The following is a 14,170-nucleotide window of genomic DNA, read 5'->3' as shown; positions in this document are numbered from 1 at the left end:
GACGAATATATAGTTTAGATGAAAAAAATCATAACGAATAGCAATATAATGCTCTAAACTATCTAAACTGTCCCTCAGTATCTTATCTGCTTTACTCCGCCTTCTTTACCGGAACGGTCTGGTCAAATGCCAGCCCGCTATGCCCTTCTCCCCTGCCGGTTTGCTTACGGATACCCAGCCAGGTACATACACCGCCATCGTACCAGCGTGAACGCTGATAAGACTGATACACATTCGTACCGGCACGTGGTACCTCTTCCTCATTAATAAAATAAGGCTTGCAAAGGTCTATATCCAGCCCTTCCCGCAGCAACGTCGTCCGTGGACGGATCTTTTCAGGCTTGGCAGCATCACCACTTAGTATCCTTGGCATAGCAGCACGCTGCAGGCGTATACTCCTGTTACTACCTTCCAGACGTGCAGGAATAAACGGGATCCAGTTTTCAGGAACACTGTTCATCACCTGATAACGGATATCCGCTTTATACACTGGGGCCGGACTTACAACCGTCCCATCTGAAATATCCTTATCCAGTAACTGCTGATAACGTTTTTGCAGCTCATCAGCAGCTTCGCTGCCACGTTTAGCAGCACCTGTCATCAAAGGAACAGTATGTTCGATCGCCCATACCATATTAGCCGTTTCATCCCTGATAAACCGGATCTCTTCCAGGGGTTTGCTTTCAAGTATTTTAGGCGTTACCGGTAATACCAGTAAGCTGGGATCTGTTAACTCTCCCAGATTACCTTTTGTATTCAACGTAAACATACTCCACTTGTTCCAGTCATCATCCAGTCCTTTTCCCGCCGCTTCTATCCAGAAGCGCTCTCCAAATACATTGGTCACAGACATGCCCCTAATGTTGGCAATACTCCCTGCATCAAGGGTAAAAGGCAGCAGGAACCAGTCATTAGCAAATACCAACCCGAACTCCATCAGTAACAATTTCCCAAGGTCCGTAGTCCCCGGATTAATATTCCCGAAATTAGTACGCCCGTTTTCGAATGTCCACCAGCGGGTATCCGGCATACCATCAAACGTAACAGGCACGGGTATAAATGAGCGGGTGTACGTTTTGGGTGGTAAAGCAGGAACACCCGTATCTCCTAATGTAATAGCCAGCGGATCTATATCCACGCTGTACCAGTCCAGGTGACCATCACAATACTGATCTGCTGTAAGCACCTTTTCCCCTGTACCCTGCGGTGCAGAACAACCAAACTGGTACTCCAGGAAATCAGGTTTCCAGGCATTGTTTTCAGGATCTAAAGGTTGATAATACAATTTCTCATACCAGGTGATGAACTTATCAGCTAAGATATCAATAGCATCCTGCTGCACAGGAGTCATAGGGATAGTATCATAAGCATGATGAGCAGCATTTGATTTCAGATAAACGTAGAGCTCATACCCATCCATACAACGCTGGGCTGTAGCCGCAACCTGTTGCCACGCTTCCCTGTGAGCCGTAATCAGCACATCATTTTTATCAGTTATATCAGGTATGCTGATGGCATATTTCGTAATGTAAGCAGCTTTAAAATTACCGGTTGATGCAATCATCTTTAACCACTGCCTGCCCATCAAAAGCCTTATATCCAGCGATATTTTCTGTGTATCAATGGTAAAAGGGATAGGCCGCTGTTCCGCCTTGGCTTCCAGCGGAACAGTATCATCAAACGCCTGCACATCATGGTTCCCCGCCACATATTTAGACAATTTAGTGGTGCTCATATGAATCTTCGACGTAACAGGAGATCCGGCATCATCCCCACGGAACTCTCCCATCTGCCATTGTTTGGTCAGCATCCACAAGGCATCCCGCACTTCCGCTTTCAGCGCACGGTCAAAGTTATCTGTACGCGGACGCGCTTCCAGCCTGTTCCACAAAGTGATAGCAGGAATTGTTCTCAACGTCAGCTCCTGACGGATATTATCTAAAGCAACGTATTGATTCATGATTTGCTAAGTATTTCCTGAACGTTATTGTTAAAAGCAAAATTCAGCGATGATGTCAGCGGATATACCGTCATAGACGAAACAACCGCAGGCAGGAAACGTGCATAATTCCATTTGTCAATATTATCAGGCTCTATCGCACGCTTCTTGGTCATATCCAGTGTTTCATGTAAAATATTCACCAGGTCCTGCCATTGCCAGGCGCCCTTGAAATCAGAAGGCATGGCCAATAACATTACCTGTGGTGGCTCAGAATTTGGCCGGTCGTAATGAAAGGCAACACCTATCGTCTCTTCCCGGGCAGGAATCACTTCCGTCCATTCATCCAGTAATAACCCGCACTGCTGTTTCGTCTTATCAAAAGCAACAGCATAATGAGCTGTATATAACAGACGGTCACTCTCTATTACATAAGTTGGCGGATAAGCCAGTGCCAGCCAGCTATCAGCACTCTTATACGGTAACTGCACCGGTTTCAATATCCGTTCTGTACTACCAAAAGCTTCCGAAAGGATAGTCACATTCTCCCAGTGATACATTTTTTCACGTACACGGGCTACACCATACAACCATTCATCCACAGGGAAATCAACTTTCTCTGTATTGATAAGATGATCTAACAATTGAGTGGTAGCACCATAGGAATTCGCCCATTCATCTGCTTTATCAGCAGGCATCGTAAACGAAGGCACTATCTTAAAATCCTCATGGAAGAGCTGTTTGCCCGCCTGTAATAACAAATCAACCTGCGTTTTATCTTCAGTTGCGGTGCTGGCATCCGCAAGCAAAGAAGCGGCGGCAGTTAAACGTGTTTTCAGGTCTGTAGCCAGTCCCGTTGCTCTTGTTGCCATATCAGTTGCCAGGACAATGATCAGCTGCTCTACATCCGATACATCAAATGTTATCTGATCAAAAGATGTGGTGGGCAACAATGCTTTGATATTAGTAAGGAAAGTAGATAAAGACCTTTCATTGGTATGATACTGGTTATTGAAATCATCCCGTTTATTCTTAAATATTAAACGTCCTGCAATCAGATCATTTTTAAGATCATCAGGATTCACCGGTAACAATACTTCAGGATTAGCCGTAATATCCCTTCTCGCGTTCAGCAATAAATCAAACTTCTCCTCATCCGTTGTTAAACTTCCATAAGTGGCTATCAGGCCATCAAAATGTACCAGTCTGTCATCCCAGCGTTTTATCAGTTCATCCAGCTTATTCAACAGATTAATGAACAGCTGCTTTTTCCTGTCATGAATAAATCCATAACCGGCCTGCGGTAAACCCGACTCTCCCACAGCAGATAAAATCTTCACCAGATCTGTCATCAGTATATCTATTGTGTTCAGGATCTGTGTTTTGTTAGTAACGGTATCAGCCACCAGCGGATCAATGACTGCACTGTAATTCGTCAGCTGGGTCGCACGCAGACCTTCCAGCCTGTCGTATGCCATCTGCAATCTGCTGCTATCAAGCGACTGGGCCTGGTCTGACTGCTGCTGTGCACTGTTGGACAATACAATATCATTGGCAGTAAGCGGTCTTGAATGCAATAATAAATGACGCAGGCTATTCATCAGCGGAGCCAGTTCAAAAAAACTCACCTTACCCGCTATACGTTTCATGTAGTTAATGGTAATAACAGTATCTGGCCTTACTGTTACCTTATCCAGTACAAACCTGTTGATACGGTCATCCAGGTCCGTCATGGCAGGCTCGTTATCTATATTGACGAGGTATAATAAATCAATAGGTTCCAGTCCAAGTGTCGCGGCACTTATTTCCTCATCGGCCACCGCATTATAACTAACAGTGCAGACTATATTATTCACAGCGGGTATCATACTCTTCAGCCACTTATTAACAGCTGGTTCTGCTTTGGCTCTTGCCGTTATTTCCAAAGCAGGATTCAGGCCTGTTTCAAAATGCAGTCCTACACGATGGGTGAGATTCACTCCACTGCGTGGTGTCTGTATCACATCCGGCACAGGCGGAAAATTACCTTTGCTGTAAGTATCCAGCGTAGCCGCCCCCCTGTCATAGTTACCCTGTACTACCTGATGTACACTCTCTGCCAGCGCTGTATCCGCTATGGCATCATTCAGGTCCATAATATGCTGTACTTCTGCTTCAATCGCAATTCCCTGGGCTGTATTATCCAATGGGTCCAACACCTTTCCGAAAGGATAAGTACTGACACCTGATACACGGATCTGCTCTAACAACGCCAGGCCGTCTACTACATTATTTGCTTCAATCGCTTCCACACTGCTGAGTGCCGCAGCATCCAGCAAAGTTTCTTTGTTCTTATTGGCAGCCAGTGGGAAAGCTTTCCTCAACTGGTAAATGAAATAATCCAACTCTACACCGGGATGCCCTTCATGTAATCCTCTTTCGAAATAATATCCCAGTAAAGCGCTTAATGACTGTCCGCCGCGCATCCCTTCAATAATAGACAACGCCTTACGTACACGCTCTGAAGAAAGATTGATGCGCAAGGCATCAGGATTAGCGTTTGTCATATATCCATTGCGTAACACAGAAGCCGTTACGGCATGGTTTAAGGAAGGAGCCAGTATATATCCGCCATTAGTATTGTCTTTTACCAGTGTCGTTTTCTGACCTTTAATAAAGAGATCTTTCAGTTCAGGATCATCATCCAGATTCACTTCAGTTAATACTTTATTCTCGCTACGTACATTTTCCAGCCAGCCATAAGCACCAATGTAAGTGCCCTTTTTATAATCCACTTCACCATTATCATTTGTACTGCTACGCATCAATGATAACTGGTAATTCAGGATACCATTCTTCCAGGCATCCAGGCGATAACTACAGCAATCTATATGTTCTGCAAAAATTCTTTCCAGTCTGGCCGTTGGAATACCCTTTAATAACGCTACACTTTTTAACTGTTCATTCAGGTACTGCGTAGCAACATCTGTTTTAATGATTTTAGGAATATAATCTCCTACCAGTAATTCATTATTACCAGTGATCTTAGACTCTGGTGTATACAGGTATTGCCAGCGGCTTTCTGTTTTTGTTGCCTTCTGACTGATATGCAGAAAGGCTGGTTCTATTTTAGAGGAAGTAACTTGTTCGGGAGTAAGTAATGCAGCCTGTTGGAATAACAGCATGCTTACTTCCACATAACTTAAGTCCAGTGCATGATGCAGCATATGATATAACAAAGCAGTGGGGATCTTTCCATCAATAAAGCCCTCCTGCTTACGCAAAGTATCATGAGAGGTCTCCGCTGCTGTAATCAGCCATTGCAGGTAATTCACCCCATTAGGGTCTGGGGTATATTTCCTTATTAATTCCTTTTCAGAAAGCGGACTATCATCAATCAATGGTCCTTTTAAAAGGTTCTGACTCTGGATAAAAAATTTATGGAGGATATCCGGTAATACCGTGCCAGTATAACCAAATTTCTTCAACAGGTCTGCACCGGATTTCGCATAGGCTGCAACTAGAAGAATAGCAGTTATAGCACCCCCGAATCCCATTAAATTAAGGCGGTTAAACAACTCTTCCACACTCTCTGCATTACGCTGGTAATACTCCACAGAATCAGGATTTAATCCCACCACATCCAGCAGAATCTGGTGTGCATCTCCTGTTTTGCCAATCCAGGATACCTGGTTTACCAAAGGCCCCCAGTCGGTATCTATGATCTTCAGTACCTCATACAGGCGGGAAATATAACTGCGGTTAATGGCTGCCAGTCCGGGTACAGTCCTGCCACTCAGCCAGGGCAGATCGGAGAATGTCGCCACCGGCAAAATCCCATAAGGCTGTTTGCCTATTTTAATAGCAGGCACTGTACCACGCCCTGCTACAAAACGGTTGAAGAAGTCGCGGGTATTGACGATATCACTATCTTTAAATAGCGGCTGCATCATGGACTCCATCATGTACCCCATCGTTGCCGGCCATAACGCTACATTCATCGCTTTACCTTCCAGCTGATCTGTAAAGCCGCTGTTCTTCACTTTATACAAAGATTCATAACTGATCCCCAGGCTTTCCGCCAGCCATTGCCCGTCTTTCTTCAGGAATGGATCTGTCTCTATGGTAAACAGCTGCGATTGTTTCATTTCATCGAAACTCTCATCCGCATCATCCAGGTTCTGATGACCGGCAGCCGTTGTATCTGTATTATTGGTGGCAGTTCCCTGTTTTAACAGGGATAATCCTTTACGACTTAAACGATGATGATCTAACAGCTCTTCTAACAATTCAGCGCCTTTCTGTTCATCATTACTCAATCTTACCCCTAAAGCAAAGATCTTATCAAAACCGGCTCCCGCCTGCGCTGGTGTCAGATCAATTTTAAACCCTAATCCTTTTGCGATCGCATCTTCAAAATCCACCATCCAGCGGATATCATCTCCTACTACCATCTCTCCGTTAGGGTCCTGCTTAAACTCATCTCCCGGTGTCGCATTAGGATCTGGCCCTACTACCAGCGGAGAAGGAATCTGCGAACCGGTTACCTCAAATACCAGGCTACCGTTCTGATAACCACTTACCACGAAACAATCAGGCATTACTTTTACATGTGGTGCCTGTGACCAGGACTGTAACTTTGTATCCGTAGCACCCGGAGCAGGTAACTGCTGGAAGACTACTTTTACATCCACTGTTTTATCCGACTTGTACAATAGTGAGTAAGCCGAAAAATCCATCGGCAGATAATCTTTTACTCCCTGTGCGGCAGTAGATGCTCCCACTACATTTACAAGATCTGTATAGGCTGTTGTTTCCGCCGCCTTATTCCCGGCAGATTTTAATAATACAGTCCAGTAATCACGCCATGCATTATCAGGCACTGTAGGCGAACTCACCACCAGGATAATATCTGTTTTCTTTACCTTCACCGGCTTATCGGCCTCATTCAATGGTTTATACTGACTGATAATATAAGAAGCACGCCCTGAACCATGACTGGATACCAGCGTTCTCCAGGCAGCCCGTTCATCATCTTCCACACCACCGGCCTGCCATAAACGGTTCCAGTAAGACACTGCATTCTTTACCTCTGTCTCTGACAATAATTTCTCAAAAGTATCTACTGCACAATCATCCGGAAAGATCCTGATCCAGAGCTGATTGTTATTATCTATCCGCTTAAATCTTGTTTCTATCCTTACCGGTAATAACAGGAATGGATAAGCATCATCCATCCTGCTGATATTTTTACGGGGATCTAAAAACAATTGGAATTGTTTGGAGATATCCGCCACCGTTGTACCGGCATTCGTTAAAGTCTTTTTAAGATTATCCACTGCCTCTCCGGCAGTTGATTGCATTTTATTCAGTTCTTCCAACCTTTTTACATGGGCAGGATTACTGGCATCATAACCTCTCTGCAATTGTTCCAGCTCTCTGTTAACCCTGCTTAACTTCTCTTTTGCAGCAGTCAGCGATTCCTGCGTTTGCGACTTACTGTTACGCGCATCCGTTAGTTGTTGTCTTATCTCATTAAACTCAGCCATGGAATTCTGTATTAAGGTTTGGGAAGCATTTCAGATGCATGTACTGCTACCAGCACCGGCACCTGATAAAGAATGTAAGCCACTTCTGCCGCATTCATATCCTTGTTCCAGGAAACGAAATTGTCATCTGCACGCTGCTCTGTTTTTTCATTGTCCGAGACATCCAGCGGGCTTAAAGTTATCGTAGGGGTTGCATCTGTTATCTGTATAAAAGAACCGGTTGGTAATACATCCTGCCACGACAAATCATTCCATACATTAGGCGTAGTATCTTTATCTATATCTAATCCGAAACGTGGTTCTCCCGGGCGTTCCTTGATACAGAAAAACCATCCCGCATTATTCAGGTCCGCATTTGTTTCACCTGTACCACCTCTTGCTTTCAATGCAGTCAGATCGAATCCGAAGAAATAAATATCGGGGTCTACTTTAGCTTCGTACAGGGGTGATTTAACAATTGTACGTGGTGGCTTATCTTCCTGAGCAGGTGTAAGTGTTACCAGCTCTCTTTCTACTTTATTATTAATCGTACCATCATCGTTCAGCTGCCATTTAGCCTGGTGTGCATAGATCACCGCATTAGGGTATTTCTTCAATAATTCTCCACGGATCACCAGTACCAGCTCCTCATCTTTATCTCCATATGCCTCGCGGTTATCATGATCACTCAGTTTGGACTGTTTAGACCAGGTATGTATGGGGGGAATATCGCGTAATCTTTCTTTCAATGCAACAGGGTCTGTTACACTGCCATCAAAGAAACTGCTCACATCCCAGAACTGCCGGAAATAACTACCCCGCTGGTCTGTAGGATATTCTCTCCAGAATAACTCTCTTGAAAATTCATGGTTTAATCCTACCATGTAAGCCTCTATGAATTTCTGATTTGTTTCCAGTAAGGAGATCGTATTTTCACTGATAAAATTGATATTGGGAACGAATAATTCTGAGGATATTTTCGCCAGTGGTTTATACATGGGAACATCTATTTCAGGATAAGCCCATACTTCTGTAAACTCTTCTGCCAGCATTACACGTATCCTTTCAGGGATCAGCACACTGCTGTATATCAGGCGGGGAATAGTTAATACAGGATTGATGCCTTTGAAAGTCACATCTACAATAGCAGGTAAATTAATTCTGGGTCTTTCTGTTACCTGTCCGCTTTGTTTCGTCACTTCCAGCATGTTCAGCGCATCTTTCAATGCGATCTTATACACTACGGCTTCTTTGCTGTCAGCAGGACCTTTAGAAGGTCTGAACTGATCACTGGGTTTACTGAGTACAAAATCCGGACTGGTAGGCAATGTATCCACCGAAGCAGGTGTCTGATTTGTCAATGCTTCTGTAGCATCCAGTTGTTTCTTCCATTTGCCGGAAAGAATGAAGAAGGCTATCAGTAATGCTACCAATATACCCAGTATAGGTATAAAGAACATCAGGATGATAAACAACAACGCCAGTAATAAAGCAACAATCCTTATCCAGGGGGAAGTCTTTAATGTAGACACTAATAATGGTGGCACATTAGGTCCTATTGCATCTCCCAGTTGTTGCGGAGTAGGTAAGCTGGCCGGGATCACTTTAGGCGGCGCTATCACTACGGCAGCATCATTTATACGCTGTGCCAGATTCGTAGGTGTCACTGCTGCTGTGAATGAAAGCCTTTTCACCACTCTTCCTCCCGGGCGCATAATTTTACGCATCGGAGAAGATACAACAGAGGAGGTTACACGGCTTTTATTCACCTGATAGTATACCGTCATGTTGCTGTCCAGTACTCTTTTCTGTACAGGGGCCAGCAGTTGTAATGCCCTGTCATCCGGATTTTGTACCATCGGGGCAAATTGCTTCTGGTACCAGCTCCAGGATGCGGCTTTAGCCAGTTGCGCCAGTCGCATTTTACGGTTTGCTTCCAGTACATCTCCTACCTGTTTCCAGGCAGCGCTCATATAATCTTCCTGGTTATCCTGTATTACTTTGGTACCATACCCGGCGGCCACACGAAAACGCGGATCAAGGTTGAGTTGATGTACCCAGTTCTCATTATCAGTATCCCCACTCTTCAGCAAACGGTTTACCAGTGCATGCCAGCGGCCATATAACGGCGCCGTAATAAGCGGATCACAATCTGATTTAATAGCAGGGTCCAGTGAAGTAGCATTGTTGGCAGTAGCTGCCGCAGTAGTACTGTAATCATCTGCCAGGTTGATAAACTCGGCAAGGTCTTTCTGAAATGCTACCGGATAAGCAGGAACCTGGTCCCATTTCTCATATTTCGTTACTTCATCTTTATCCGGTTGCGTCATCGTATCAAATGGCACCTGTAAAGCACCACCCAGTTTGAGAATACCACCCAGTTCCGGTGTTAAGATCCCGCGCAGGTTACTGCCGGGATACTGTACATCCATATCTTTACGACCAACTTTTTTATCTACCGCTCTGGGTTGCAGCAGTCTTACCAGGTATTCAAAATCCCCTACTGATCCTGTTCTGAAATACCAGCGATGATAATACGGGAAGCTGGATGGTTCATCCTTACCGGTATAATCTGCCCAGGCAGAAAGTGTAGCATGTACAGGAGCAGGTATATCTGCGGGGGCCATGCTCTTGCCTAATCCTGCTAATCTGCCTGTTTCAAATGAAGGAATTAAAAATGCGTGATAAGCCGTGTTTTCTTCCAGTTTGATAGGACACATGATACGGCTGCTGGCGATATCAGGATTGCTCCCTACCTTCTGGGTGAAATTATTCAGGATCTGATCTTTATTAGCTGGTAAACCTGATATCTCGTTCATCAGGCTATCACTTACATGTACATGCGACCAGGCCCACAATTGTTCTGCGGGCGGGAATTTAGTAGCCGCATTATCCACCGTGATAAACGACAATGGTTTTCCCTGTATATTCTTGCCCTCTTCAAAATCCCCTTCTTTTACAATCACCAGCGCTATCCACGGGCGTAGTCTGTCGCGCGTAGTATCTGGCGCTGCAGGTGTATATCTCCAGGGGAAATCTTCATCGTAAAACTCAATATAAGGCAGATAATTAGGCTCAAAATTAGTGATCCAGTTATGTGGTTCATTTTTCACGATAGCCTTTGAATCAATCCCTATGATATCTCCCGGGCCATACAGTTGTATATCTTTGGAGATCGCTTCTGTAATAGCTCCTCCATCCCCGTCGATCTTTAATGCCACGTTGATGGTAGCACGTACTTTTACGGCAGGGTCCATATCCGCCGCAGTGATCTTGTTAGCTACGCCTTGCCGTAGCCAGGGGAGAAAAGTATATGTGGCTATAGTCTCGCTCATGCTGCGGTGTTTAATTCGTGTTGTGGAATAACATGTAATGTTTCCTGTAGATTAGCGCTCTGCCCCTGCATATATTCCCTTGCCTGTGCTTCACTGGCAAAAGTGGCTACTGCTTTATTATTCATCACACTGGCTACAGCGTAAGCGCCTTGTACTACCTGCACTTTCTCATCAAAAGGCTGTAATTGTTTGCTGTTCTTCATAGACAGCGCAGATTTTGCTACCGCATTTCCTTTTAAGAAATGATTAAACAGTACACCACTGAAGAAATTGAAGAAGCGACGTAAGAAGCGTTTGTAGTTGGTGTCTATCACTATTAATTCATACCGTACAATACGTTTCACTGCCTTACCACTAGCTACAGAATGACCGGCGACAGACAATTCCAGTCCGCCTGGTTCCTGTTCAAAAGACGGGCGGGATAATTTGATAGCGTTATCCATGTCCTGGAACTGCGCCATCGCAAATGCTTCCTGTACGTCATTCTTTTTAGTCAGTCCTGTGGCGCTAACAGTAAAGATCTTTGCATCACTGGGTTTCTGTGTACCTACTTTATTGAGTGTGAGTCCCAGCGGCACATAACGCTGACTTACCTGCAATGTACCTACCGGATGTAATACCAGTTCTGCTGCTGCATCTATTGTACGCAGTGATACCAGGATGTTATTACCAGCCGGTAATTGTGCCTTCCAGTTTACCAGTTTATCAAATTCGGCCTTCAGCAGTGGCATAACAGCTATCGGAGGCAGTACCGTATTTTGTGTTTCTCCCCATGTAAAGTCGAAGTCAACATCTACATCAAAGAACAGTATGGAGATTGAACCTGTTCCTTTTGCTCTGTAAGGTGTAGGTCCTTCCAGCGACATTTCCACTCTTACACTCAGAAGTCCTATACCAAAGACTTTTACAGACAGAGAAGCCGATAATGATATGATGAAATAAAAAGGTGAGAACTGGAATAACGCATCAAACGCAATATGTCCGTCTATGTTTAACGCACTGAATCCGAAGTATAATTCTGCTCTTGCGCCAAACTGCACGGTATTGGAAGTAACCGCAAAATAAGCCATTACACGTATCCTTCCCCAGTCCTCATTGAGTACATTGAGGGAGAGTCTTGCAGGAGATGGGAATGGTAAAGGAGGAGGATTAAATGCAGGGTGGAAACCACCTACACTCACCACGAAATTACCATCACTACCCCAGGCTACCAGTAAGCCCATCTCACCTTCCAGCGTAATGAAGAGGATACGGGAATCGTACAGACTGGCAAAGAACCAGAGCCTGCTTTTATCAAATTCTATCGCACCTATGAAATTGATCTGTAGTTTTAATATCGCGGCTTCGTCTGTTGGCAGGGCTATTTTTAAAATACCCAGGATAGCGATATTACCGGGGATCTCGATAATGATCCCTAATGATACCGTCACCAGTGCCGGTGTTCCCCATCCCAGTTTAGCCATTGGCCCTATCAGGAATTTCCCTTCTTCTACCGGGAAGAAAGTACGCAGGTCACTGATAATGCGGGGCGCATTCGCTACGATGTTCGTCGGGAACATGATACCGTTTACCGCACCGCTGCGTACACCTTCTGCCAAAGGCTGCAGGTTCATTCTCCGGTTAAGTCCCAGTAAGCCACCTACGCCCAGTAATACAAAGCCGAAGCCCAGTTGTATACCGGTACCGAATTCCGCTGAAATGATAATGAGTAAAGAAAATCCCGGCGTACCATCCGGCATTTTAGTATTGATAATACCAATGGCTTTGAGGGATACTATCTCACTGAATGTTAATTCCAAAGCACCTGCATATTCTCCTTTATCGTAATCCAGGAAGAGATATCCGCCGCCTTTCACTACGCCTGCATCCACGGCCAGACCTACCCCATTAGGTGGTTTAAAGCCCGGGCTTACATTAAACATCCCGAACTTGTCACTGTTACCATCTGAGAAGGAGAAGTCTATCTTCGCACCTATACGCTCCACAGAGGCCGATAAGGGCCCCAGCATGGCCTTAAATCCGGCGGAAGCTTCCAGAGACAGCGTTCCGTCTGTAAGTATCTTTAAAGCCAGGTAAATCGTATCTATTTCCAATGGGCCTAACTGCTTGTGTATAGGCAGGGCGATTTCTATACCGCCGCTGGCTTTTACACGTAGTCCTTTACTGGCCAGCCATTCCAGGCCCAGGTCGAAATTGCCTTCTATATCTGCACTGGCGAGTAGTTTTGCGATGAAGCCATCTCCGTCTGAGGAGCCAATGCGTAACGTAGCACCTGTGATCTCGGCAAAGATCATCGGTTCTATGATAGCAGCGTTCTTCGCTATGTCCCAACTGGCGGATAATCCTACACCTGCTGATATATTAGTAGCGGAGAGGTTCACCAGTCCATTGTTGCTAATGATGTCAAAGGGTCTGGCAGATTCGTTACGATCGAAGAAGAGCTTTATATCACCGGATACATCTGCACCGGGCGGTTTCAGTTCAAAGTTCAGAGGAGGAGACACCTGTAACGCTATCTGGCCGTCCAGACCAAAGCGGGCGGTGAAGCCTATACCCCATTGATCATTGAGGTTTATCCTGGCGCCAACGCTTTCTGTAAAGGATAGTTTAAATTCGAATTGTAATCCACCGGAGAGGCGGCGTACACGGAAATTCCCATATTCAAAATAAGGATCGGTGCCTTCCATGCCTACAGCTACTGAATCTTCATCATCAAAGAAATTTGCCAGTGTGTTAAAGCTGTTTGTAGGATCAAAAGATGGATCTCCCCATTTCACAGTATCTTTGAAATGTTTGGCGGGATCACTGATCAGACCTTTAATTCTTTCCAGGTATAATCCCTTTTTCACATAGGCATTACTCAGGTTATTACCTGTATCTGCTGGTGTAAACTGCCAGTCGGCCAGACCTAATATTTTCAGTCCGAACATCACCTGTGGCACAGACTGTTCAATGGCGGAAATAATAATACCATCGGCAATCTTTTTTCCCAATATACCTATCAGTACAATAGCAGCTGCGCGGTCATTACTATCAGGAATAGTACCGGCATTGATACTGCCTGAAACACCAGATACCAGATTGCCAATAGCAGAGAAATAAGCCACCAGGTTTTGTCCCAGATCAAAGATGGCTTTAATGATAGCAGCTGTATCATCTGCCGCCACGGCGGTTTCCAAGTCAGTAGACGCCTTGATCAATGCTTTAGCAGCAAACGATCCCTGTTGCTGCGCACTGGTCACCGCAGCTGTCTGTAACACAGCATCCGGTAATTTCAGTCCAAGTGATTGGGTAGAGAAATCATCAAAGAAGGAAGCCCCTCCACCCAGTGCTTTAGCCAGGGAAGTGGCGATGCGTACGATAGTATCTTTTCCAGCCATAATTGAATG

The 14,170-nt window shown here is 45.0% G+C and carries 4 protein-coding genes; all 4 read right to left on the bottom strand.

Going from position 1 to position 14,170, the window contains the following annotated elements:
- Positions 1-91: 91 nt before the first annotated feature.
- The 4 genes from BMW86_RS30985 to BMW86_RS30970 are packed head-to-tail and all read right to left on the bottom strand — an operon-like array spanning position 92 to position 14,161.
- Positions 92-1,960 carry a hypothetical protein gene (locus BMW86_RS30985; RefSeq protein ID WP_089787620.1) on the bottom strand — a complete coding sequence of 623 codons (1,869 nt, stop codon included), beginning with the start codon at positions 1,958-1,960 and terminating at the stop codon, positions 92-94.
- The gene (locus tag BMW86_RS30980; RefSeq protein WP_089787618.1) at positions 1,957-7,467 is read right to left on the bottom strand and encodes a hypothetical protein; all 5,511 of its coding nucleotides are present in this window, start codon (positions 7,465-7,467) and stop codon (positions 1,957-1,959) included. The genes BMW86_RS30985 and BMW86_RS30980 overlap by 4 nt, the downstream gene beginning before the upstream one ends.
- An 11-nt stretch (positions 7,468-7,478) precedes the next feature.
- Positions 7,479-10,781, bottom strand: a complete 3,303-nt coding sequence (locus BMW86_RS30975) for a hypothetical protein (RefSeq protein ID WP_089787616.1) — start codon at positions 10,779-10,781, stop codon at positions 7,479-7,481.
- A complete protein-coding gene (locus BMW86_RS30970) occupies positions 10,778-14,161 on the bottom strand; it encodes a DUF6603 domain-containing protein (RefSeq protein ID WP_089787614.1) in 3,384 nt (1,127 codons plus the stop codon). Before BMW86_RS30970 ends, BMW86_RS30975 begins: the two co-directional genes overlap by 4 nt.
- Positions 14,162-14,170 lie beyond the last annotated feature (9 nt).

Source organism: Chitinophaga sp. YR573 (assembly GCF_900110995.1).
Taxonomy (GTDB): domain Bacteria; phylum Bacteroidota; class Bacteroidia; order Chitinophagales; family Chitinophagaceae; genus Chitinophaga.
The sequence above is the reverse complement of the archived record's forward strand: the minus strand, read 5'-3'. Positions and strand labels throughout refer to the sequence as shown.

What these genes read in the sequence shown, in the direction of transcription:
- BMW86_RS30980 (WP_089787618.1), bottom strand. Translation starts at nt 7,467, where the DNA reads ATGGCTGAGTTTAATGAGATAAGACAACAACTAACGGATGCGCGTAAC.
- BMW86_RS30985 (WP_089787620.1), bottom strand. Translation starts at nt 1,960, where the DNA reads ATGAATCAATACGTTGCTTTAGATAATATCCGTCAGGAGCTGACGTTG.
- BMW86_RS30975 (WP_089787616.1), bottom strand. Translation starts at nt 10,781, where the DNA reads ATGAGCGAGACTATAGCCACATATACTTTTCTCCCCTGGCTACGGCAA.
- BMW86_RS30970 (WP_089787614.1), bottom strand. Translation starts at nt 14,161, where the DNA reads ATGGCTGGAAAAGATACTATCGTACGCATCGCCACTTCCCTGGCTAAA.